Here is a 23,897-nt window from a genome sequence, read left to right as displayed (position 1 = left end):
ACCCTCTCAGGTCGGCTACGCATCGTTGCCTTGGTGAGCCGTTACCTCACCAACTAGCTAATGCGCCGCGGGCCCATCTGTAAGTGTCAGCCGAAACCGACTTTTAACTTATCTGCATGTGCAGATATGAGTTATCCGGTATTAGCTCCGGTTTCCCGAAGTTATCCCGATCTTACAGGCAGGTTGCCCACGTGTTACTCACCCGTCCGCCGCTAACTTTTGAGAGCAAGCTCCCAAAAATTCGCTCGACTTGCATGTATTAGGCACGCCGCCAGCGTTCGTCCTGAGCCAGGATCAAACTCTCCAAAAAAAGAGTTGAGTTGATTAGCTCATATTTACGTTGGCTCGAATTCTACTATATATAATAGAAGAAACTCGATAATTTATTGTTTGTTGACGTTTTTTGTTTGTTTAGTTTTCAAAGAACAATTATTGAAGCGACAATCAATATAATACCACATTCTTATAATCATATCAACAAATATTTTTACCAAAATCAAGTTTTATTGAATATGTTTTTGAATTGGAGCATTAAATTGTTATTAATATCGCAAAGAAACAATTTGATTATGGATGTTCCTTTTCGCAATAACGGATCTTATATTACCACGCTGGATAATTTGATGCAACGCACAATTTTTTCCAGTAAAATTATATTTATGCCTGACTTATACATTGAAAATACTATTTAAGATTGGAAACGGATCGTCAAATCTTGGACCTAATTCACCGCCCGTGTAATAAACCTCAGGTTCTTTCAATTCAAGGGATAACTGCTTTTCTCTTTCTATTTCTTTTTCCAGCTGGGATATAGAAGCTGCCTCTCTTGAATTTTTAATACCGTCATTCCCCTTATATTTCACTGGAATTAATGCAATTTGTTCTTTCCCTTTTGTAATTAAGATGGTTTGATTTTCATTAGAAAAGGCTTTGAAATGTAATATATCAAAAGATACTCTTACAGAATCATTTTTTCTCCGAACAACAAATCCTCTTTCTCTAAAAAAATCCTCAAAAGCATCCATAAATTCCTCGATCTTTGCGTGGATTGCAGGCAATACATTCTTTTCAAATAGTTCCTGATTCAATCCTTTTAAATAGGCTAATTCAACTTTAAGTTCTTCCGAATTTGTACTCATATTTCTATCTCCCTAATATTTACTTAGTAGACTTCAAACTAAATTTATCATACTATTTTTGAACCAGACTTAAAAGGATAAAGAAAGGACGATGATATAATCACCGTCCTTATCCCCTAATTAACCTTTTTAGTTCCTCTCCAATACATTTCTCTTAATCGATATTTTTGTAATTTACCAGTCGCTGTTTTTGGCAGGGCTTCCACAAACTCCACAGCTTTCGGTGCTTTGAAGTGAGCCATATTGGAACGGCAAAATTCAATAATTTCACCCTCCTTCACCATTGCACCTGGCTGCTTAACGATAATGGCTTTGGGTACCTCTCCCCATTTTTCATCCGGAATAGCGATAACAGCGGCCTCTCTAACATCAGGATGTTTATATAACACACCCTCTACTTCCGTAGAAGAAATATTTTCACCACCAGAAATAATCAAATCCTTTGCTCGGTCTTGAATTTCAATATATCCATCTGGGTGGGTTACAGCTAAATCACCTGTGTGAAACCATCCATCTTTTATGGCAGCAGAAGTTGTTTCAGGATCTTTATAATATCCTGCCATGACTACATTCCCCCGGGTGACAATCTCGCCCAGTTCTTTTCCATTCCAAGCTACTTCCTGCCCATCCTGACCAACAACTTTTGTTTCACCATTGAAAGCCAGTTCAATTCCTTGTCTAGCCTTAATAGTCGCTTGTTCATCAAGTGTTTTTAAATTAAATCCATTATTCCACTCACAATATAAAATAAAAGGCGATGTTTCTGTTAAACCATAAACATGTATCATATTTAAGCCTAATATTTCCTGTGCTTTTTGAATTAAAGCAGCGGCCGGCGGTGCTCCGGCTGTAGCCATCCTTGGACTAGTGCTGATCTTAACATCCTTTGCTTTTGGATCATTAACCAGCATATTTACAACTGTTGGTGCACCACATAACAATGAGATGTTTTTAGTTTCAAATAATTCGAGAATTAAAGGCGGATCCACTTTTCGTAAACATACATGGGTACCGCCTGCAGCCGTTATGGCCCATACAGTCCCCCATCCATTTGCATGGAACATCGGTAATGTATGCAGATATACATCATCATGAATAACGTTTAAATGATATAAAACATTGGCTGCATTTAAATAATTACTTCGGTGTGTTAACATCACACCCTTCGGCTTTGATGTCGTTCCGCTTGTATAGTTTAATGTAAGGAGCTGATTTTCATCAATTTCAACCTCTGGAAAATCATTACCGGCATGTTCGAGAAAATCCTCGTAAAAGACTCCTTTCAATGAAGTTTTATGTCCTGAAACTTGCACAATAACAATTTTCTCTAACGATAGATTATCTGCTATTTCTTCAATGGGCTTGCAGAATTCTTCATCAACAATTAACATTTTCGCATCACTATGACGAATGATATACTCCAAGTCGCCAGCTGATAAACGATAATTTAATGGCACCATAACAGCCCCAAGCTGACCGATTCCATAAAAACATTCAAGCATATAATGGGTATTTGGCAGCATAACTGCTACATGGTCTTTTGGATTGATACCAGCTTCATATAAAGCAGCGGAAAGCTTGTCAACACGCTGGCCAAATTCCAGATATGTAAATTCCTTTTCTGCATCGATGACTGCTGTTTTTTGCGGATAATACTTGATTGCTCTGCGTTTCCAGTCCAATGGTGTTAACGGAGAAAACATGATTATCAGCTCCTGTTTTAAAAGTTTTTAATTCCATTTATATATTCACCAAAGATTATGAATTTTCCTTTATTATTTTAGAAACTTTAAAATATTCATTCCTCCTTTTGATTGGATTCTTTTTTACCTAGAATTAAAAGGAAATTATTGCTATGAAATATCAAAATGCTTACATTGTATAGAAGAAAATGATGGCTAAACAAGAACTATTAGCTTTTCCAATGTGAATGGTAATGGTGTTATTATGATGTAAATAGAACCTTGAGCTTCTGTTTAAAGTCTGCTAAAAGGAAAAATAAAAAATCCCAAATGAACAGTGGACCCACCGTTTATTTGGGACTTTTTGTTTATTTTATTTCCCATCGATGAATTGTACAAAACGATTAACTACATCATCAATAAATTGGACTGTTGCCTCATCTTTCAGCTTTCCTGTTTCCTGATCAAATTTAGACATTGCTTGATTAATTAGAATTTCATTCCCTGCAGGAGGCAGCAAATTGACTTGCATTGCTGTTAATATTTGGCGGATATGCAGCTGGGCTCGGATTGTACCCATAATTCCAGTAGCAGCACCTGCAGTCATAACTGGCTTACCGGTTAAGACCTTATCAACACGAGAAAGCCAATCAAGTGCATTTTTCAAAACGCCTGGAATTGACCAGTTATATTCAGGAGTTACAATGATGACTCCATCCGCTTCTTTTACTCGACGTTTAAAATCAATAACTGTTTCGGGAGGGTTATTTTCCTTATCTTGGTTATAAAATGGAAGTACACTCAAATCAAGAATTTCCAAATCAAATTTATTGCTGTTTCTTTCCTTAATTATGGAGGCTAATTGTTTGTTATATGAATCCTTTCTTAAACTGCCAACGATTGCAACTAATTTCATTTTTCTTTTACACACACCTTTTCTAATTTAGATTGCGATAATTCTGATTATATAAAAAAGGCAAATATAATTTCAATTAATGTGCTCTTTACTTTAACTTCTTCTATCTTTTTTCCTAATTTAATAAAAAAACATCTCCACCAGTGGTGAAGATGTCCACAATTTATATAGTACCTTCCGAATTCTCATTAACCCCAGCTCCGGAAAAATTTCCAATTCGTACGATTAATCCTGTAATTAATATCGTTACTATTACTGGTACCAGCCAGCCAAGCCCTTGATTATAAAATGGAAGTACCTGTTCATAAAACGATATTACTGATGAAAGCCAGCCGAAGTAATCAATTTTAAACAGCTGACAGAAAGTCTTCAAGCCATCAATGATACTGATGAAGAATGTTACAATGATTGCAGCTATATAAACAATTCGTGAATGATTGAACAACTTCGACAAGAATGTCAACAACATTAATGCGACAGCTAATGGATATAAAAACATTAAAACTGGAATTGAATAATTAATAATATTTGATAAACCAAAATTTGCAATAACAAAACAGAAGGCCGAAAAAAGTAAGACAAACCTTTTATAGCTTATTTTTGGAAATAAAGTATGAAAATACTCACCACATGCAGTGATTAAGCCAATACTTGTTGTCAAACAAGCAAGAAGAATGACGACCGATAACATAACGGTACCCAATGTTCCAAAATAGTAAGAAGCTGATTTCCCAAGTACAGGACCGCCGTTATCAAACAGACCGAAAGTTCCGGTAGATGTTGCTCCTAAATAAGCAATACCTACATAAATTAATCCAAGGAATAATGCTGCTACAAATCCTGATTTAGCAGATGTAAAAAGAATTCCTTTGGCAGATGTTACTCCCATCGAACGTATGGCATTAATAACAATAATCCCAAATACCAGTGACGCAAGGGCGTCCATTGTATTATAGCCTTCCATAAAGCCTTTCATAAATGCACCATTAGAGTAAGCCTCTTGCGGCGCTGTAAAAGCTCCAATTGGTTTTATAAAAGCAGTAACTAACAGGATAATAAGCAAGACGATAATTGCAGGAGATAATATTTTTCCAACATTATCAACAATCTTGGCAGGGTTTAATGAAAACCAAAGTGTTACGATAAAAAAGAGCAATGTAAAAATGAATAAACCAAGCTGAGCATGTGCTTCACCGACAAATGGTGCAATCCCAATATCATAAGCAACAGCTCCGGTCCGAGGTGCTGCAAAAAATGGTCCAATTGTTAAATATAATAAAGCTGTAAAGATTACGCCGTATATTGGATGAATTCTGCTGGCAAGATCCTGTAAGTTCCGGCTTCCAGAGTAGCCCATCGCCAAAATACCTAGGAATGGAAGACCTATTCCCGTAACCAAAAAGCCTGCTACAGCCGTCCAAATATTTGTACCTGCCTGCTGACCCAATGATGCTGGAAATATTAAGTTTCCTGCCCCAAAAAATAAGGCAAACAACATGACCCCTATTACAAAATACCTTGAAAATGGCAGTTTCTTTTCCATAAAACAATTCCTCCTAAATGTATAACCGAAAACTATTATTGCGATAAAGTAATATTACTATTCTATTTTATAAATTGCAACACATTTTTATAATTATTTCGACAATTTTGATATTGGAGATATTTGTATCTTTTTGTCGAAATGTGTTTTATATTTCATAGATTTCCTAACGGGACGCATTTGGAAGCCTATACATAAAGTAAAAATTTAGACTATTCAGCCTGAAATGAATTGAATTAAGGTTTAGAAAAATGAATCGATTCTATTTATCACATGTTGAGTTTCCCCCAATAGTGACTTAGGATAACATATCAAATGTAATCATAATTCAATAATATTATAATTTTTACAATACATGAATGGTGTTATCTATCAGAACATAAGATTAGTTAACATAATGTTATTATTGTTTATTAACTAAATCATCTTTTTTAGAAACATATGATGTTTTTTCTGAGATTTTTCAAATATATCACACAGTTTTTCATAATATATCTACATTTTCATTAAATCAACCTTTATGCTCAAAAATTGATAAATAAAAACACCGACAATGATGCCGGTATTTTTATGATAGTATCCTCTTCTCCCCATCAACGGCCCGAAGAGATGCAATATTTTGCGTAAATTCAAGTGTGCCGATGTATTTACCGCCTTCATCTCTAACTGCAAAATACCGAATGTAGACATATTTATCTCGGAATTTTATCCAGAAATCCTCACAATCCTTTCTTCCAGCCTTAAAATCAGCCAAAAGTTCTTCTACTGCATGAACGCTCTTAGGTGGATGGCAATTTTGCACTGTACGGCCTATAACTGCCTTGGTTCTTGCAAAAATACGTTCTTTTCCATGTGAAAAATAACGAACAACATCCTCATGATCAATAAACGTAATATCTATAGGCAGGTGATTTAAAATTAGCTCTAATTGTTTTAACGATAAAATTCCTGTTTCGAATTTAATGTAGCCTTCAGAAATCGCATTTGCATCCAACTGCTTTCGCTCAGGTTTCCATATAGCCGCCGGTTCTGTCAAACAAAATCCGATTTCATCACTTTCATGAGCTATTTTTACCCATTCATCCTCCGTGAAATTATTTAATGCCATAGGGAACAAGATATTCTCCTCTCGATATATCATAGCAGTTATTTCTTCTATTATATAGTCAATTACCTTGATAACTGTCCTTTTGTCCCCCTCATAATTCGTTAATTTTTGCTTTACATCCTTTATGGCATCTCTAATAAAGTCGTCAATTCTCCACATATTGTTCGTGGGGCCGTATATTCCGTACTTTTCAAGGAAAGGAAAAACAAGGTGTTCTTTGCGATTAAAATGCTTATCAATATCCAGCAGGAGATTAATGTCCTCAAGTAAATTGTATACAACCTCTGGTAAGTCTTCTTTTTCGAATTGCCACAAATGTACTTGAAGCTTTGTTTTCACCAGTTTATCAAGTTCTGCGTTTTCCAATTTGAATGTATGAACTGGGTGCCCTGGTTGTTCTTCAGGACTTTGATCACGTGAATCCTCTGCGATGGACCCCATAAAAATTTCAGTGTGCTGTGTGTAAATTCGTTTTAATTCATCTGCTGGAATATCATCAAACTCATGGGAAAGCTGGGAAATTTCCCCAATCGTTATTTTACCGATATATGCATCAAAATGAGCTTTTACCTCTGCGATGTTTCTCCCATTATGAAGATCTATAAAAATTTGTTTCAGCATTCCATGCCGTTCTGTATTTTGGATGGTATTTTTTTCACGATTATTAATAAGTTCACTCATCACAATTCTCCTTCGCCATGTCGGGGATTTTTGTCTTGTTTATAAAATAACATTGATATGAATCGAGGATTGTGATAAAAATCATTGGTTGGGTTTAAACTTTTTAACAACTTATGAACATTAGAAAAGGGGCCTTGCCAAAAACGGCTGACCCCTTTTTAAAAACTAAAGTATAAACAATCCGGCAATTCCACTTATAATACTTAAAATGACAACTGCTCCTGCAACAAAGAATAATACTTTTTTAGGAAATGATCTTCCCACAAGCAATAATGATGGCAGACTAACAGATGGCAAGGCCAACAATAAGGCACCTGCTGCCCCTCCCCCAAGACCAAATGACATGAACGTTTGGATAATGGGAATTTCTGCAGCCGTTGGAATGACGAATAGCATTCCGGCGATAGCAAAACCTATTATGGCAAGCAAACTATTACCTGCTGCTTCACCAATATGAGGGAACAGCCATACCCGAACAGCACCGATAATAAGTACAGAAAGAACATACATCGGAACAATATATAAAATCATATTTCCGATGCTTTTCATCCATCTTTTTGCAAAAGAACTTTTTTCTTCAGTTTCAGCCTTTTCAATCATTTTATTAAAATCTGCTGAATTTCCCTGGGGTGCATACCTGTTCGCCAGATAGCTTACTCCAAATGTTAAAATAATCCCAAATATAAGACGCAAAACAGTAAACTTCCACGACAGAACAAAAGTCATAAAAATTAATGTAGCTGGATTAAGCGTCGGGTTGCCGATCCAGAAGGCAAGGCTGGCACCAACTGAAACATTTTTCTTACGCATCCCGACAGCAATCGGCGCAGCACAACAGGTGCACATCATTCCTGGAAGTGATGCAAGTCCTGCAACAGCAGTACTGCCAAAGGATGTTTTACCCAGCACTTTTAACAGCCAATTAGCTGGAAGTAATACCTGAATTAAGGATCCAAGCAGAATCCCCAAAACGGCCGCTTCCCAAACAGAATTAAAATAGGCAAGCGCATAAGACAAGGCACTGCTCCATGAAACTGACGGCATATCAGCGTTATCACCCAAAATAGACGCCCCAATAGAATGTGTGGCAGACGCCAAAATGGTTTTATTGTAGTAAGGATACCATTTTACGTATGTCAATCCGATAATGGTAATTAGTAAAAACATGAAAACATAAACAACAGTCCTCTTTTGATGAGCCTGCGGTGATGAAATTGAATGATTAACTTCAGCCATAATAAAAGAAACCTCCTAAAATTAGAACGAGAAAAATTATATCATACAAATAGATGAATATGTATCTAAAAAATCGATAGAAATATGTCTCTAATTATCTAAATATCTGATGCTAAAAATAAAAAGAGAAGAACTCAATCTCCTCTCCTATTTCGTTTCAGGTATTTATACTTTTGTATCAATTCTCAATTGCTAACTTTTTTATTAAAAGTTAAATTGGTTACGTTTAATGGCTTAAAGCTATTAATCATATGGTTCTTACTGTATCTTTCACATAAACAGGCTTGCCTTCTATAAACGTTGCCTGTATTTTAATATCTTTAATGTCCATCGGATTGACGGCGGTCGGATCTGCTTCCAGCACAACAAAATCCGCCTGCCTTCCAATTTCTATACTTCCAGTAATTTTTTCGTCAAAATTTAATTCTGCCCCGTAAATGGTCATTGATTTTAATGCGGTCACCAAATCTATTCGTTGTTCAGGACCAAGAATATCGCCATCTCTTGTCATTCGATTGACAGCCAACCACACCGAAAAAATGGGTGAAATTGAAGTGATTGGGCAATCAGAATGCAGTGTAAATAACAAGTTATGCTTAACGGCCTCGGCCAATGGACTAATTCTATTACCCCGCTCAGGTATTAAGAAGATTTGTTTATGACGTTCTCCGCATAAATAAACATGATTAATAGAGAAGGAGCCCGCAACACCAAGCTCTGCCATCTTCTTGATGACAGCAGTTGAAGCAGTTTGAACATGGTCAATACGATGAAGGTGTTTTGCTCGAGGATAAGGTAATAAAGCATTTTCATAGGCTTCCAAAATAGATCCGACCGCCCTATCTCCATTCCCATGTGCTGCCATACGAAATCCTCTCCGGTGTAAATCCAGCACTTCTTCATTAAAAGAATCCTGTGAATGGTTTATCGTAACGGGATTATTATAATAAGACTTACTTAATGCCTCTGGTAAACCTTGAATTAAGCCGTATTGGAAAATTTTGGCACTGTCCAATTTAGCCCGGCCGCCGGAGCGCATCATAATTTCTTTATTCAATTGTTCCTGCGAATAGTCCCCATAAGGAGCCCCTTTACGGAGAAGATGGTGCATAATCATTAACCTGGTGCGCATTGGATTGACTCCAAATTTCGATGCTTGAAGGTGGGCTTCAAGGTCATCAAGTCCGAAGACAGCTGCATCCGTAATTGTTGTAATTCCTTGTGCAACATATTCTTTTGATGCCGTACTAATGGCGTGTATTTTATCTTCAACAGTCATTTGTGGAATTTTCCGTCTTACTGGAGCCATTGCTGATTCTTCATAAAGTACCCCGTTTAACCGTCCTTTTTCATCTTTTCCATATTGACCGCCATTTGGATTAGAGATTCCATCTGTTAACCCTGCCATTTTTAAAGCTAGGGAATTAACATAGGCTACGTGACCGGATACATGGGTAATGAAAACGGGAGTATTGCTGGAAACCTGATCGAGATCTTCCCGGGTAATATGGCGTTTTTCATTGATTAGGGTATCATCATATCCATACCCTTGAACCCACTCCCCATTTTTAGTTTCTTGTACTTTCGCCGCAATCCCTTCAAGTACACCCTTAATCGTTTGATTAGGAGATGGACTACAGCAATTTACCATGCTCATGGTTTGTCCGTACATTAAAATATGATTATGTGTATCAATAAATCCTGGTAATAATGAAGCACCATGTAAGTCAACCACATTTGTTTGACTAGAAATCTCAATAGCTCCCTTTGGAGGTTCTTCAGTGACCCAAATCCCAACGATTTTTCCTTTTGCAACGGCTACACAACCAGCGCAGCGATTTTCTTGGTCCAATGTTAAAACATTAGCGTTTTTCAGTAATAGATCAACCTTCATTCGATTCATACCCCCATCCTTTTTCCAGTTTCACTGCTGCAGGAAATTGGTTCACTGTGGATACAACAAGTACATTTTCCGACCAGTCCATAAAAGTGGCTACTTTTAATTAAAACACTATGTTTTATAATTTTCAATATTTTCAAAATAATTTGGTTTTATATTAGTCATTTAAATTATTTTATAAACATAAAAAGAGACAACTTTAATATCTCTTTTCACATAGGTATCCTATTTGTTTTCAAACCATTGAATGACTTTTTGTCCGTTACCATTTTCGCTATAAATGAAAGAAACTATAATACCGTCTTTTAAAGAAGTTACTTCTTCCCTAGCCTGGGTTGATAATTGGTAAGCAACAGCTTCTCCATCTTGATTTACCTCTATTGTATGAGGGTCCATAAGTCCAGTTAGTTTCCCATGCCCTTTTGTATAAATAGAATGTTCTACCTTAAATTCAGTCACCACTTTAGCCTGCTCCTCATTTGCTAGTAAAAATACTTCTATTTTATAGTCGCCATTAACAAGGCCGGGAATTTTAAAAACTTTTTCAATCACTTGATTATTTTTTAGCGTCATTTCTTTTAATGCCTGGGATGATAAGACATTTTGAGAATGTCTTTTCAAAATATGACCGTTTTGGTCATATAAAACAAAATCTGCTTCCAATCCGTTCGAAAAGCTCAATTTTTTGGAGGCACCAGATAAATTCTTTACATTATATTTTACAATAACATCCTTCTCCTCCTCTTTTATATCGAGGGTCGGATGGAATTTTGCAGCAATACTATTCCCAGCAGAGTTTTTCGGTGTAACAGAATCCGAATTAAGATGATCATCATCACTGCTTCCGCAGCCTGACAACATCCCTATAATAACCACTGAAAATATCAAGTAAAAAAATCTATTATTTAACATACACACTATCCCCTTTAATTGTATTAAACTGTTCATTTAATTAGTCGCGTTACTAAGGGAATAGTTACACTATTAACAGCCTAATTTGGCATCATTTTAAACTTTCTAAGATAGGAAATAGCTCACTTAATTCTTTAATTTCATAGGCAGGGACAACTTCATTTCTTTCTTTTCCATGACGGTTAATCCAAACCGATTTTATTCCCGCACGATTTGCTCCGAGGATATCTGTCATTAAGTTATCACCAACCATGATGACTTCCTCTTTATCCAAAGTAAGTAATGATAATGCATGTTCAAAAATGGATGGATCTGGTTTTCCTTTTCCAAAAGCCCCCGAAATGACGATATGATCAAAATAAGGACTAATTTCCGGTGTAATGGTTAATTTCGTATTTTGCAGGTCTGGTGAGCCATTTGTTAATAAAAGAAGCTGATACTTCCCCTTTAAAGCATCAAGTGTTTGAAAGGAATCTTGATAGACAAACGGCGACTTCCTTCGTTCAGCAGGAAACCGTTCAGCTAATTCTTGACCAAAATCAGGATCATTTACACCTAATGCTTCCAGCCCTGCGGTCCAAGCATCCCTTCGATAATTTGGAACAATTTCTTTCATTTGTTTAAATTCATCAAGATCTTCATCTGGGAAATCCCCCCATAATCCTTCAAAAGGATTAATACCAATCATTTGCGTAAAAGGGTAAAATTCATAACTAGAATATAGATTTCTTGCTGACTCCCGAACAGCTTCTTCAAGTTTATCAGGTTCCACTCCGCAACGTTCTTCTGCTGCTTTGCAAGTAGCACGAAATGCTTCCTTCACACTTTTTTGGTCCCACAGCAGGGTATCATCCAAATCAAAGAATATTGCCTTAATCATTTTTGCCTCTCTCCCAACATTACTAATGAATCGTTTGAATTTTGTGTATAGGACAACTATACAGATTATTATTTTTTGGCGCAACAAAAAAAGCAGGATTTTATAAGTTCCTGCTTTTCTCTTATTTAAAGAGTCGTAATGATTGGACCATTTTTTGTTAAAATCATGGTATGCTCATACTGTGCAACAAAGCTTTGTTCAGTGATATAGGTCCAACCATCTCCTTTTTCAAATACCTCTTCTTCATCAGTGGAGATGAACGGTTCGAAGGCAATAACCATTCCATCTTTTAATAAACCGCTGTCTGATGGTTCATAGTAATTATAAATATACTCAGGCTCTTCATGAATGGTTCGGCCAATTCCGTGACCAGTTAAGTTCATTATAACGTTAAAGCCACGCTGTCTCGCTGTCTGGTATACAACCTTGCCAAGCCCTGTAATTCTCGAACCAGGTTTTGCTTTTTTTATACCTGCTTCAAAGGCTAATTTTGCTGTATTACATAAATTCTTTAACACTTCATTACCATCGCCTACAACGATGGAGATACCTGTATCTGCAAAATAGCCGTTCTTTGAACCAGAAACGTCTATATTGACAAGATCGCCTTCTTGGATAACACGATCCCCAGGAATTCCATGAGCGACTTCCTCGTTGACACTAATGCATGTATATCCAGGAAAATCGTATTCTCCTTTAGGAGCAGAAACAGCCCCTTCCTTTTCAAACATGACACCAGCAATTTCATCCAGTTCCTTAGTGGTGATTCCCGGCACCGTTTTACTTACTAATTCATCACGAATAGCAGCACAGATTCTGCCAATTTCTTTCAAGCCGTTAATATCTTCTTCGGTTTTTACAATCATTATAATCCCTGCTTCTTCATATATTTATCTTTTATCTATGTATTATTTTAGCGTTTCTACAAAGAAAAAAACAAGTAATTGACAAATTGGCGGAAATTACTGTTTCTTTTATTAAAGAATTTAATTATTTATTAAACTATTTATGAAATTTACTTATATCCTATATCTATTATTTGAATAATATTAATATTCAAATAATATTGACGACTTCTATACTATCTTCTATAATACGATTTATCTAAGTGCTTTTCCTTACATCTATGATTTTTAAAATTGTTAAAAAGTTTTTACATAAAGCAGCCAATATGTCCCATAACCATTTGGCTAAATATCAAGGGAGAGTGAAGTATATTTATGAATTCGGACACGAATAAAAAATTGGATCAGGATACCCTTCCATTATATGACCCAGTTTCACCAATGAATGAAACAAAGGAAATAAGAAAAAAAAGAAAGTGGAAATCGAAATTTTCTCAGGAAACAGGCATCATGTGGAGCTCGGTTGTTGTCGTCTTTCTACTATGGTATATCATCACCAAACTCCATATTTTCTCTGAAGTATTTATCCCTTCTCCAGCAAAGACGTGGGAAGCCTTTACCGATCTGCTTGTAAATGGTTATAAAGGAAACAGCCTCTTATTTCATTTGTTTGATAGTTTATATCGCTTATCCGTAGCTTTCTTCTTAGCATTAATCACAGCAGTTCCTTTAGGATTAATTAGTGGTTATTCATCAAAAGTCAGAGCTGCATTAGACCCCATTCTAGAATTCTATCGACCGCTGCCACCACTATCATACTACACACTACTTATTTTATGGTTTGGAATTGGAGATTTATCAAAAGTTGCATTATTATACCTTGCTGCCTTTGCACCCATGTATATCGCTGCCGTCTCAGGTGTAAAAGGTGTCTTGGAAGACCGTATCCACTCAGCAACATCTTTAGGTGCAAATAGCTGGCAAACATTCCGCTATGTTATTTTTCCATCCTGTTTACCCGAGATATTCACCGGAATGCGCACAGCGATTGGATTTGCCTATACCACTCTGGTTGCCTCTGAAATGGTTGCTGCTGTTTCAGGTATTGGATGGCTGGTGCTTGATGCAAGTAAATATTTACGAAGCGATATCATGTATGTCGGGATTATTTTAATGGGAATAACGGGGATTTTGCTTGATCGACTCCTCCGTATTATTGAAGATAAAGTGATTCCTTGGAAAGGAAAAGATTAAAAAATGGGGGTAACGAAATGAAGAAAATGAAATGGTTTACGGGTTTAATGATTATATTCACTTTGTTCATTGTCAGTGCTTGCGGGAACAAAACTACCTCAACATCTGAAGATGGTACTGTAACGTTTCGAATTGGTTATCAAGTCATACCAAATGCAGAGCTGCTGGCAAAAGCAACAAAAATGTTTGAGGAGAAGTTCAAAGGTGTGAAGGTTGAGCTGCACCAGTTTGAAGCAGCGGTTGATGTAAATACTGCCATGGCTGCTGGGGAAATTGATGCTGGATTGATTGGTTCCAGTTCTGTTGCATCCGGTGTTGCACAAAACCTGCCGTATAAAGTTATTTGGCTTCACGACGTCATTGGTGATAATGAGGCCTTAATTGCAAAGAAAGACAGCGGTATTAAATCTCTTGAAGATGTAGTCGGAAAAAAAGTAGCGGTTTCTTTTGGCTCCACCACACATTACAGCTTGTTATCTGCCCTAAAATTAAAAGGGATTGATCAGAACAAAGTAACAATATTAGACATGAAGCCTGCGGACATGCTGGCTGCTTGGAAGCAGGGACAAATTGATGCTGGCTACGTTTGGTATCCAACTTTAGGAGAAATGGTTGATGACGGTAATATTATTTTAACCAGCCGTGACCTGGCCAAAGATGGAATTCTAACTGCAGATGTTGGAATAGCCTCGAGTGATTTTGTTGAAAAGCATCCTGATGTATTAAAACAATATATAAAAATATTGGATGAAGCAGTCCAATTATACCGTTCTTCTAAAGATGAAGCGGCTGACTCGATGAAAAATGAGTTAAATGTATCAAAAGAAGATGCAGCATTTTTCATGGATCAATTGATCTGGTTAGATGCAAAAGAACAAGCTTCTGAAGATTATTTAGGAACACCTGATAAAAAAGGTGCATTTGCAAAGGCTTTAAAAGACACAGCGGAGTTTTTAAAAACACAAAAGGCCATTCAATCGGTACCAGATTTGAAAGCATATGAAGACGCTATTGCACCACAATTTCTTCAACAGGATTAGGAGGTGAGTCCGATTAATAACAGCAATTCTCTTACAGACACTATCGCTGAAAAAATGGTCCTTCAAATTAAGAATGTAGATTTAACTTATCAAACAGATAAACAGGTAGTAACAGCACTTAAAAATATTAATTTGCAAATAAAAGAAGGTAGTTTTGTTTGTGTATTAGGCCCTTCCGGCTGTGGTAAAACCACATTATTAAGAATCCTAGCGGGTTTTCACCAAGCTACGTCTGGTGAGGTCCTGCTCGACAACAAGCCTATTTCTCCTAAACCCGACAGGCATAGGGGTGTCGTTTTCCAGCAGCAAATGCTTTATCCATGGTTGAATATTGAAGACAATGTCGGCTTTGGATTAAAGATGAGAAAAGTACCAATGAAAGAAAGGCGCGAAATTATTGACCATTATTTAGAAATGGTTGGGCTTTCTCAGTTTAAAAAAGCAAAATCCTATGAACTCTCAGGAGGAATGAAACAAAGGGCTTCGATTGCCCGTGTCTTAGCCAATGATCCCCGTATTGTATTAATGGATGAACCATTTGGTGCTCTGGATGCCATGACAAAAGAACAAATGCAGGACAATATCCGGCAAATATGGAGAGAAACTCATAAAACCATTTTCTTCATTACCCATGACGTGGAAGAAGCACTGCTGTTAGGCACACATATTATTGTTTTATCCTCTCGGCCAGGGCGAATCATTAAAGAAATTCATAGTGATCTGCCATATAAAATTCAAGAAGGAAAAAGCCGAATGTACAGGGGAGATCCTGACTTTGTTAAAAAGCGCGAAGAAATTATCAGCTTGATATCCTTACAACATTAATATCTAAAACCGCTTGATTTCAAGCGGTTTTTTAATTTAATCTTTACTCTCTCTTCCTGATGAAAAACAACTGCTTGCTTCCTATTTAAAAATTGTTTTAATAAAAAGGTATAGATCAAGGTAAAAATGGCACCTTTCATAAGGCTAAAGTAATTGAGCTGACAGAAATACAAAAATAATAACCCAAGGCAATTAATACAGATGCAAGTAAAACAGAAGTAAAGATATTTACATGAAGGTCTAACTGCAATGAATAAAAAATATTAAAGAAGAATAAGTAGCTGCCGCTTAAAATGGATTTAAAGAAATATTCCCTTCCAAGAAAAATTAAACATAATAATATAATAATAGAAGCAACGTAATAATATTAGCAAGGTTAGCAATCCCTGTTCCAGAAAATTTGTTTAGTATTAACGCTTGACTGGTTACACCCCCATTGATTATTTCATTTGGAACCACTAAGCAGGCATAAGATAGGGATATTAAAATATTCCCAAAAATGATTTTCAAATAATCCATTATTATTATTTAAGCTCCTTTCTGCCAAATCAAATGGATGCAAAGGCGACGAAATTAATTATCCGGAAAAGTAAAAAGGCCTTTATTCAATAAAAGCCTTTTACTTATTGGATTTATAAAATATTTAATTTAAGCTATTTTAGATTCCCTGATGTACTTCATTTACCACTTTTTTCTTTTCCTTATTCTTATTTCTTGGGGCAATTTTGATTTGATAGTAAATTATTAGGATGACAAGCCAGCCGATTCCTGAAAAAACGGAAACCCTAGTTAATGGCGAGTAAATTATTGCGGCAAAAGCACCTAATAGCATAACGATTCCTAATATTGGGAGCAAAGGCCAAAAAGGCATCGCATATTGTAACTTCACACCACTTTTTTCCATTCTGCTCCTAAACATAATTTCCAACACTAAAATTACAATCCATGTAAATAACGAGGCAAAGGCTGAGGCACTAGTAATCCAAATATAAACATAGTCAGGAGACAAGTATGTGATGAGTGTTCCAATGGACATGGCACCAGCTGTAGCATAGGTGGCCATGTATGGAATTTTATTTTTATTTATTTTTGTTAATGCAGCTGGCATATTTTTGTCTTCCGCCATACTATAAAGAATTCGACTAGCCCCATACACACCAGTATTACAAGAAGAGAGTGCAGAGAAGATAATTAAAAGATTCATAGCTGTAGCAACTAAAGGAATGCCTGCTTTCATGAATATTAATATATATGGGCTTTCTCCTGCCTTCAATAATTCATCCCAGGGGTAAGCAGCCAACATGATTAAAATGGAGCCAATGTAGAAAAATGAAATTCGGAATGTCACTGTTTTAAAGGCTTTAGGTAATGATTTTGCAGGATCCTGGGATTCTCCAGCTTCCACTGCAAGTGTTTCAATCCCGCTATATCCTTGAATAACAAGTGATATTACTGAAATCACACCGACCCAGCCAAAAGGTAAAAATCCATCATGGGCCCATAAATTAGTTAATCCCACGACCTTACCATCATTAAAAACACCAGTTAATATCATCAATGCACCAAAAATCATAAAGCCAATGATCGTCATAACTTTTAAAATAGCAAATATAAATTCGATTTCTCCAAAAACCTTAACAACAAGCAAATTGGATAATGTAAATAATACAAGTGCTGCAAGTCCAGGGATCCAAGCTGGAAAATTAGGATACCAAAATTGAATTAGTTTCCCAATAGCCGCTAATTCCGACATTACTGTTGCAACCCAGAAAAACCACCACATTCCCCCTGTTATGAATCCCATCCGAGGCCCCATTAATTGATGGGCATAGCTGCTAAAAGAACCAGCAATTGGTCTTTCCACCGTCATCTCACCTAAAGATCTCATTACAATGGCTACAATAATTCCTGCGATGACATATGCCACAAGAACTCCAGGACCAGCAAGTCTAACTGCTTCGGAAGCACCGTAAAATAAGCCAACTCCGATTACCCCGCCTAAAGCTAAGAACTGAATATGACGATCCTTTAAACTGCGATCCAACTTTGAATGTTTACTTGATTTATCTTTCATATATTTTTCCTCCTGCCTTACTAAGGATAAAGTGAAACTTCAATCAGTGTTTTTTTCCATCCCCCACTAATTGTTAGTTGAACCAATCGGACTTTTTATGGGCAGTTCCCCACTTATACTTCCTGCTGGAGCTAAGCCTTGAAGTTGGGGTTTTACTGCCCGTTAAAGCGGGATAAATTTTTACAATTTTATTTTCATCAAAGGTCCATGAGGAAGTATGCTTTTAAATCATCTTCTGGATGCGCTTTCATTCCTGCTTGTTAACAATAATTGAGATATTTAAAGGCTGGATGTACATTCTAAAGGCCACTACTCCTCATAAACATAAGGATATAAATCCATCTCCATTTCCTTCAACATTAATACCCCCTCAATTGAATGTAAAATCCGGATGTCATGTCATCCCTACCAGTAAAAATACATAATATTATTTAAACATACCTTATTGAATTATTCAATATTTTCTAACTTGATAGAATATTTAATATTTTTATGTTAACTATTAAAAAAATAAAATCCTTTAACAAAGTGGAATTTTATTTTTTTATCTTTTATTCTATTTGTTCGTTATTAACCCATAGTTCCATTCTTTAAATGTCTTGTTTCTATCTAATAGAAAAGGGGCTTGACTGGTGTCGAGCCCCTTTTCTAGCGTTATCTTACCAGTTACGGTGATCCAAGTGAGCATACTTTGGTAATAAACGAGTAGGCAATTTTAAGGCATCTTTTCTGAATGGAGGTGCTAATTGAGTACCATCTACCTGAATATCAATAACAGTTGGTTTATTGGACTCAATCGCCTTTTGAATTGCAGGACCTACTTCTTCTGGTTTCTCAACACGGATTCCTACTGCTCCCATTGATCTTGCTACTTCTGCAAAATCAGGGTTTTGAATATCTGCACCAATAAAATGATTGTTATAGAAATCTACTTGGTTTTTCTTTTCTGCGCACCATGCACCATTATTAAATACGCATGCGACAACAGGAATATTTTCAGAAACAGCAGTGCTTACCTCGTGCAAACTCATTCCCCATGCACCATCACCAACAATAGCAACTACTGGGCTATTTGGGTTTGCAAGCTTAGCACCTAATGCAGATGGATAAGCAAATCCTGTGTTCCCAAAAGTTAAAGCAGCGATATGCTGACGGCCATGATTAAATTTCAAGTAAGCATTTGCAGTAGATGAAACATTACCGATGTCTGTTGTAACAATAGTATTTTCAGGTAAAACTTTTGTTAATTCTAATAGTGCACGACGTGGATTAATTGGATTACCCTCCACCATTGCAAGGTCAACTAATTCTTTTTCCCATTCTGCTTTTACTTGAGCTAATTGGCGGATTTTCTCTTGATTTACTGCTAAATTAGGAGTCTTTTCTTTCAAGCGTTTACCTATTTCAACGCAAGCAGCCTTTGCATCCCCGATAATTCCCACTTCCACTGGATGTGTACGTGCAATATTACGCGGATTGATATCAATTTGAATAATTTTCGCATTCTTTGGAAAGTAATCAATATCATAGCATGGCAGTGTTCCAAATACCGATAAACGAGTACCAATAGCTAGAACTACATCTGCATCTTTAAGTGTTTTCATTGCCGCTTTTGAACCCATATAACCAATCGGTCCCGCTGCAAGAGAATGGTTAGCAGGGAATGCATCATTATGCATGTATGAAACAGCAGCAGGTGCAGTAAGATGTTCTGCAATTTCCTTTACAGCTTCGATTCCATCAGAATCAACTGTACCGCGTCCAGAGATAATAACCGGATTTTTTGCAGAAGCAAGTAATTCAACAGCTTTATCAATAAGCTCTAGAGATCCGCAGCCGCGATCATCTACGCGATATTGGTGTGGTTCTAAAATAGTTTCTTCGATTTCACCATAAAAATAGTCTCTTGGAATATCGAATAGTACTGGACCACGTTCAGCATAAGCAATACGGAATGCAGTTCTTAAGCAATCTGCAACACGGCTTGGATGTGTTACTCTTACTGTTTCTTTCGTAATTGCTTTAAATACGGAGACTTGGTCACACTCTTGGAAACCATCCCATCCAACAGTTGGAGTTCCAGCAGATGGAGAAATAACAACCATTGGTGTATGTGCTTGATTAGCTGCAGCAACAGAAGTCACCATGTTTGTAATCCCCGGTCCATTTTGACCAATAACTACGCCCGCTACGCCGCTTACTCTTGTATAGGCATCTGCCATATGTGCCGCACTTTGTTCATGACGAACACCGATGAAGCGGATTCCGGCATCTGGTAATAAGTCAAGCATATCCATAAAAGCAGAGCCTAAAATACCTGAAATATGTTTTACCCCTTCAGCTGCCAGTGTTTCAACGATTGCCTCACTTGGAGTCATTTTTACTTTTTTAGTTTGAATTTGTTGTAATTCCTTTTCTACTTTTGCCATACTAGCACAACCCTTCTATATTATTAGTTTATTTTTTCAAAAGCACCTTTTACTGTTTCAACCAAGAAGTTGAGATCCTCCTCTGTTGAAGAAAGCGGAGGTGCAATTATAAGCACATTGTTAAAGCCTGGTACAGTGTCACCATTTCTTCCAATAATTAAGCCTTTTTCTTTACATAAGCCAATTACTTTTGCCAGCATATCATCTGCAGCAGGTTCTTTTGACTCTTTATCTTTTACCATTTCAATTCCATATAAGAATCCTTTATGGCGTACTTCACCAACATTTGGATGTTGAATTAATTCTGTTAATTGTCCTAAAATAGATTCTCCTAATGCTGCAACCCGGCTTACGATATTTTCTTTTTCAATAATTTCGATATTCTTCAATGCAACCGCACAGCTTGCTGGGTGTCCTCCATAAGTAGAAACGTGACGAAGATGTTTGTCATTTCCACTTTCTTTAAAGGTTTCAAAAATTTCAGACTTAACTGCAGTTGCTCCAAGCGGCAGGTATCCGCTAGTCAGTCCCTTAGCCATTGTCACGATATCAGGCTGAACACCATCGGAATGCATGAATCCGAACATTTTTCCAGTTCTGCCAAAACCTGAAACGACCTCGTCACAAATGAGCAGTACATTGTGTTTCTTACAAATCTCTTGTACTCGCTGCATATATTCTGGCGATGGAACAATCACACCGCCGCCGGAAATAAACGGCTCCATGATTACCGCTGAAACTGTTTCAGCTCCTTCCCAATTAATCATTTGATCAATCATATCAGCAGCCACTTTATCACAATCAGTAACTTCTTCTCCAAATGGGCAGCGATAGCTATAAGGCGGTGCAACATGAAGGAATCCTGGAACACCTGGATCATATTTTACCCTTCGATTTGCCTGTGCTGTTGCACTTAAGGCACCAAGTGTTGAACCATGGTAGGCACGATATCTTGAGATAATTTTGTATTTTCCTGGATTTCCAGTTTGAATGTGATATTGTCTAGCAATCTTAAAGGCTGTTTCATTAGATTCTGATCCGCTGTTAGAAAAGAAGGTTTTGTATGAACCTCCTAAAAGCTCACTGATCTTAGCCGATAATTTAATAGCAGGGATGTGGCTAAGCGTCAGTGGAAAATAGGAAAGTTTCATCATTTGTTCTGCAGCCGCTTCAACAATTTCCTTTCTGCCGTGCCCTAAATTCAAACACCATAATCCGGATACTCCGTCCATATAACGCTTACCATTTACATCGGTAAACCATGAACCTTCACCAGACTCAGCGATTGTTGGGCTGCCGCCTTCAACATGACGGCTCATGGCATGCCATAAATGATTTTGATCCTGAGCTTCAAGCAGTTCTTTGTCTTGAACTTCTAATTTTGTCATTATGATGATCCCTCCTATTATGTATTGGTGTCAAAAGTTACCATTGATTGGATGACAGCGTTTCCACGGTATTCAATTAAATACGGACATCACGTCATCCGTACCAGTTGGTTAACAAGAGAACCTTTAATCTTATTTAATCACATGGTAATTTAATTTTCAATAAATTCTAATTATAAAGAAGATTTAGTTTTCTAATAACACTTATTAAGATTATTAATCATACTTATGAAAGTACGTCCTGAAAACTTTTACATATTCTTTCTTGACAATTTAATTCGAAACGAATACATATCTGATCGATAATTGGCATTATAATATTCAATTAATTCCCCATCCTGATCCGTCAGCAAGCGTTCTGTAATCAGTACATTCAGGCTTTCGGGTATGCCCAAAAGTTCAGCATCTTCTCTGCTTAATTGTCCGCTTGTAATAATCTGTTCAGCGTCAGAGAATTTAATTTGTAAATTTTCTTCAAGGAAATCGTATAAAGTCCCTTTTTCAATATCGAATTCTGCAAGTTTCCTGCCAATTTCAACAGGATAGTACTGAACCTCAATGGCCATAGGGATATCATTTGCATACCTGATTCTCTTAATATAATAAGCTTCTTTTAATCCTGTTACTTCTCTTATTTCATCCGGTGTAGTCACGATACCATGGGTGATGAGTTTTGCATCTGGCTTCATACCCATCTTTTTAATTGTTTCTGTTGTACTGCTGATGCTTCCCAGCCAATCCTGAATCGGCTTAAGAGAAATGAAAGTCCCCTTTCCATGCACCTTTTCTAATATACCATCTCTTACCAAATGAGAAACTGCTTCTCTTACGGTGCTCCTGCTCACTTTAAAAGCTTCCATGAGCTCTCTTTCGCTTGGTATTTTTTCTTGGTAAAATCCTTCCTTAATTAATTTATCCAGCATGTTTCTTAATTGAATATGAAGCGGCATTGGATCTTTTGGATTTAAAAGCATTTTTCTCCCCCCTTAAATTTCCAAATTTTCTGTTATTAATTATATGTTACTAATTTATATCGCACTTGTCATTAGTTTCCTTTATAATTAATTGCAAATATTTTATTTTCTGAGTATTATGACTTAAAATAAGGGGGTCTATTAATGAATCTTGAACACCTAAAAGTATTTTTTACGGCCGCTACAAAAAAGAATTTCTCAGAAACTGCTAAAATCCTTCATCTTTCACAACCATCAGTCAGTTTACATATCAAACATCTTGAGGAATATTTAAACACGTCTTTATTTGACCGCTCTACGAAAAAAATGGAGCTGACACATGCCGGAACTATTCTCTATAATTATGCAGAACAACTAATTCAGCTTGTTAATCAAGTAGAAAAAGATATTTCTCTTCTATCTGAAACCATCCATGGCGATCTGCGTTTAGGTGCAAGCCTCACTATCGGTGAATACTTGCTGCCCTATTTTTTAGGAGATTTTATCAAAAAATATCCTGAAGTCAATATTAGTTTTAAAGTGGATAATTCCTACCAGATTATTGAACAGCTGCTGGATGGAAAAATTGATTTAGGATTTATCGAGGCGTCCATTCCGCGCAAAGAAATTGATAGTTTCCCATTTTTAGAAGATGAGCTTGTGATCATATCTTCTGTTAAAGATCCTCATCCTAATCTTACTGAAGATACAATTGAACCCGAATTATTATTTTCCCTTCCCATCATTGTCAGGGAACATGGTTCAGGAACAAGACAGGTACTTGAAACCAACTTATCAAAACACCAGCTGGATGTAGGTCAATTACATATCATTATGGAGTTTGAGAACACTGAATCAATTAAATCAGCGGTTGAATCCGGTATGGGGGTTGCCATCATTTCTAAAACGACTATCCAAAAGGAGCTTGATTTGGGGCTTTTAAAACAAACCAGAATTAAAGGTATACCATTAAAACGGTATCTTTATTTAATCCATCGGAAACAAGTATTATCCCCTGCCTGCGATGCCTTTAAGGAGTTATTTATTAGTTCCCTGAAAGTCCCTCAAGATTGAAAACATTTTAGCTGTCAC

General features: G+C 36.7%; 19 protein-coding genes and 1 rRNA gene. 4 read left to right on the top strand and 16 right to left on the bottom strand.

Annotation, left to right across the window (positions count from 1 at the left end):
* From M3183_RS20130 to map, 11 genes are all read right to left on the bottom strand, one after another.
* Positions 1 to 310: ribosomal RNA gene (locus M3183_RS20130) — 16S ribosomal RNA — on the bottom strand; the annotation flags it as partial.
* Positions 311 to 668: 358 nt separating this feature from the next.
* Entirely contained in the window at positions 669 to 1,139 is a 471-nt protein-coding gene (locus tag M3183_RS20125; protein WP_251472456.1) for a hypothetical protein, read from the bottom strand.
* A gap of 116 nt (positions 1,140 to 1,255) precedes the next feature.
* On the bottom strand, positions 1,256 to 2,842 hold the full coding sequence (locus M3183_RS20120; protein ID WP_251472454.1) for a long-chain-fatty-acid--CoA ligase: 1,587 nt from the start codon (positions 2,840 to 2,842) through the stop codon (positions 1,256 to 1,258).
* 352 nt (positions 2,843 to 3,194) lie between these two features.
* On the bottom strand, positions 3,195 to 3,737 hold the full coding sequence (locus M3183_RS20115; protein WP_251472452.1) for an NADPH-dependent FMN reductase: 543 nt from the start codon (positions 3,735 to 3,737) through the stop codon (positions 3,195 to 3,197).
* Between the two features lie 163 nt (positions 3,738 to 3,900).
* Complete coding sequence (gene brnQ / locus M3183_RS20110) at positions 3,901 to 5,280, bottom strand: branched-chain amino acid transport system II carrier protein (RefSeq protein ID WP_251472451.1); 1,380 nt, start codon at positions 5,278 to 5,280, stop codon at positions 3,901 to 3,903.
* Between the two features lie 568 nt (positions 5,281 to 5,848).
* On the bottom strand, positions 5,849 to 7,069 hold the full coding sequence (locus M3183_RS20105) for a DUF438 domain-containing protein (protein WP_251472450.1): 1,221 nt from the start codon (positions 7,067 to 7,069) through the stop codon (positions 5,849 to 5,851).
* Positions 7,070 to 7,234: 165 nt separating this feature from the next.
* Positions 7,235 to 8,305, bottom strand: coding sequence for a permease (locus tag M3183_RS20100; RefSeq protein ID WP_251472449.1), 1,071 nt, complete (start codon positions 8,303 to 8,305; stop codon positions 7,235 to 7,237).
* Positions 8,306 to 8,552: 247 nt separating this feature from the next.
* Positions 8,553 to 10,199, bottom strand: a complete 1,647-nt coding sequence (locus tag M3183_RS20095) for an amidohydrolase (protein ID WP_251472448.1) — start codon at positions 10,197 to 10,199, stop codon at positions 8,553 to 8,555.
* A 231-nt stretch (positions 10,200 to 10,430) separates the two neighbouring features.
* Positions 10,431 to 11,117, bottom strand: coding sequence for a BsuPI-related putative proteinase inhibitor (locus M3183_RS20090; protein WP_251472447.1), 687 nt, complete (start codon positions 11,115 to 11,117; stop codon positions 10,431 to 10,433).
* A 91-nt stretch (positions 11,118 to 11,208) separates the two neighbouring features.
* A complete protein-coding gene (locus M3183_RS20085; RefSeq protein ID WP_251472446.1) occupies positions 11,209 to 11,997 on the bottom strand; it encodes an HAD family hydrolase in 789 nt (262 codons plus the stop codon).
* Between the two features lie 125 nt (positions 11,998 to 12,122).
* Complete coding sequence (map, locus tag M3183_RS20080) at positions 12,123 to 12,863, bottom strand: type I methionyl aminopeptidase (RefSeq protein WP_251472445.1); 741 nt, start codon at positions 12,861 to 12,863, stop codon at positions 12,123 to 12,125.
* A gap of 354 nt (positions 12,864 to 13,217) precedes the next feature.
* Here map and M3183_RS20075 point away from each other — a divergent pair, with 354 nt between their 5' ends.
* Genes M3183_RS20075 through M3183_RS20065 form a run of 3 tightly spaced genes read left to right on the top strand, consistent with a single transcriptional unit; the run spans position 13,218 to position 15,961 of the window.
* Positions 13,218 to 14,096, top strand: coding sequence for an ABC transporter permease (locus tag M3183_RS20075; protein WP_311315389.1), 879 nt, complete (start codon positions 13,218 to 13,220; stop codon positions 14,094 to 14,096).
* A gap of 17 nt (positions 14,097 to 14,113) precedes the next feature.
* On the top strand, positions 14,114 to 15,136 hold the full coding sequence (locus tag M3183_RS20070) for a taurine ABC transporter substrate-binding protein (protein WP_251472444.1): 1,023 nt from the start codon (positions 14,114 to 14,116) through the stop codon (positions 15,134 to 15,136).
* Positions 15,137 to 15,139: 3 nt separating this feature from the next.
* Positions 15,140 to 15,961: an ABC transporter ATP-binding protein gene (locus M3183_RS20065; RefSeq protein WP_251472443.1), complete on the top strand. Its 822-nt coding sequence runs from the start codon at positions 15,140 to 15,142 to the stop codon at positions 15,959 to 15,961.
* A 327-nt stretch (positions 15,962 to 16,288) separates the two neighbouring features.
* On the opposite strand, the gene M3183_RS27480 is transcribed toward M3183_RS20065, so the two are convergent.
* From M3183_RS27480 to M3183_RS20045, 5 genes are all read right to left on the bottom strand, one after another.
* The gene (locus M3183_RS27480) at positions 16,289 to 16,480 is read right to left on the bottom strand and encodes a YitT family protein (RefSeq protein WP_396953743.1); all 192 of its coding nucleotides are present in this window, start codon (positions 16,478 to 16,480) and stop codon (positions 16,289 to 16,291) included.
* Between the two features lie 139 nt (positions 16,481 to 16,619).
* Entirely contained in the window at positions 16,620 to 18,035 is a 1,416-nt protein-coding gene (locus M3183_RS20060; protein WP_251472442.1) for an amino acid permease, read from the bottom strand.
* 659 nt (positions 18,036 to 18,694) lie between these two features.
* Positions 18,695 to 20,464: a sulfoacetaldehyde acetyltransferase gene (gene xsc, locus M3183_RS20055; RefSeq protein WP_251472441.1), complete on the bottom strand. Its 1,770-nt coding sequence runs from the start codon at positions 20,462 to 20,464 to the stop codon at positions 18,695 to 18,697.
* A 23-nt stretch (positions 20,465 to 20,487) separates the two neighbouring features.
* Positions 20,488 to 21,852 (bottom strand): aspartate aminotransferase family protein, encoded by a 1,365-nt coding sequence (locus tag M3183_RS20050; protein WP_251472440.1) that lies wholly within the window; start codon positions 21,850 to 21,852, stop codon positions 20,488 to 20,490.
* Between the two features lie 251 nt (positions 21,853 to 22,103).
* Entirely contained in the window at positions 22,104 to 22,826 is a 723-nt protein-coding gene (locus M3183_RS20045) for a GntR family transcriptional regulator (protein ID WP_251472438.1), read from the bottom strand.
* Between the two features lie 144 nt (positions 22,827 to 22,970).
* On the opposite strand from M3183_RS20045, the gene M3183_RS20040 reads away from it, so the two are divergent.
* Positions 22,971 to 23,879 carry a selenium metabolism-associated LysR family transcriptional regulator gene (locus tag M3183_RS20040; RefSeq protein ID WP_251472436.1) on the top strand — a complete coding sequence of 303 codons (909 nt, stop codon included), beginning with the start codon at positions 22,971 to 22,973 and terminating at the stop codon, positions 23,877 to 23,879.
* The last annotated feature ends 18 nt before the right edge of the window (positions 23,880 to 23,897 follow it).

The organism is Neobacillus mesonae, assembly GCF_023715155.1.
Lineage (GTDB): Bacteria > Bacillota > Bacilli > Bacillales > Cytobacillaceae > Neobacillus > Neobacillus mesonae_A.
This window is presented reverse-complemented; position numbering and strand designations above follow the sequence as displayed.

Bases quoted from the DNA above. Each gene is read 5' to 3' on its own strand.
- M3183_RS20095 (WP_251472448.1), bottom strand. From the start codon at position 10,199: ATGAAGGTTGATCTATTACTGAAAAACGCTAATGTTTTAACATTGGAC.
- M3183_RS20060 (WP_251472442.1), bottom strand. From the start codon at position 18,035: ATGAAAGATAAATCAAGTAAACATTCAAAGTTGGATCGCAGTTTAAAG.
- M3183_RS20075 (WP_311315389.1), top strand. From the start codon at position 13,218: ATGAATTCGGACACGAATAAAAAATTGGATCAGGATACCCTTCCATTA.
- M3183_RS20085 (WP_251472446.1), bottom strand. From the start codon at position 11,997: ATGATTAAGGCAATATTCTTTGATTTGGATGATACCCTGCTGTGGGAC.
- M3183_RS20070 (WP_251472444.1), top strand. From the start codon at position 14,114: ATGAAGAAAATGAAATGGTTTACGGGTTTAATGATTATATTCACTTTG.
- brnQ (WP_251472451.1), bottom strand. From the start codon at position 5,280: ATGGAAAAGAAACTGCCATTTTCAAGGTATTTTGTAATAGGGGTCATG.
- M3183_RS20105 (WP_251472450.1), bottom strand. From the start codon at position 7,069: ATGAGTGAACTTATTAATAATCGTGAAAAAAATACCATCCAAAATACA.
- M3183_RS20100 (WP_251472449.1), bottom strand. From the start codon at position 8,305: ATGGCTGAAGTTAATCATTCAATTTCATCACCGCAGGCTCATCAAAAG.
- M3183_RS20115 (WP_251472452.1), bottom strand. From the start codon at position 3,737: ATGAAATTAGTTGCAATCGTTGGCAGTTTAAGAAAGGATTCATATAAC.
- map (WP_251472445.1), bottom strand. From the start codon at position 12,863: ATGATTGTAAAAACCGAAGAAGATATTAACGGCTTGAAAGAAATTGGC.
- M3183_RS20125 (WP_251472456.1), bottom strand. From the start codon at position 1,139: ATGAGTACAAATTCGGAAGAACTTAAAGTTGAATTAGCCTATTTAAAA.
- M3183_RS20050 (WP_251472440.1), bottom strand. From the start codon at position 21,852: ATGACAAAATTAGAAGTTCAAGACAAAGAACTGCTTGAAGCTCAGGAT.
- M3183_RS27480 (WP_396953743.1), bottom strand. From the start codon at position 16,480: ATGGATTATTTGAAAATCATTTTTGGGAATATTTTAATATCCCTATCT.
- M3183_RS20045 (WP_251472438.1), bottom strand. From the start codon at position 22,826: ATGCTTTTAAATCCAAAAGATCCAATGCCGCTTCATATTCAATTAAGA.
- M3183_RS20040 (WP_251472436.1), top strand. From the start codon at position 22,971: ATGAATCTTGAACACCTAAAAGTATTTTTTACGGCCGCTACAAAAAAG.
- xsc (WP_251472441.1), bottom strand. From the start codon at position 20,464: ATGGCAAAAGTAGAAAAGGAATTACAACAAATTCAAACTAAAAAAGTA.
- M3183_RS20090 (WP_251472447.1), bottom strand. From the start codon at position 11,117: ATGTTAAATAATAGATTTTTTTACTTGATATTTTCAGTGGTTATTATA.
- M3183_RS20120 (WP_251472454.1), bottom strand. From the start codon at position 2,842: ATGTTTTCTCCGTTAACACCATTGGACTGGAAACGCAGAGCAATCAAG.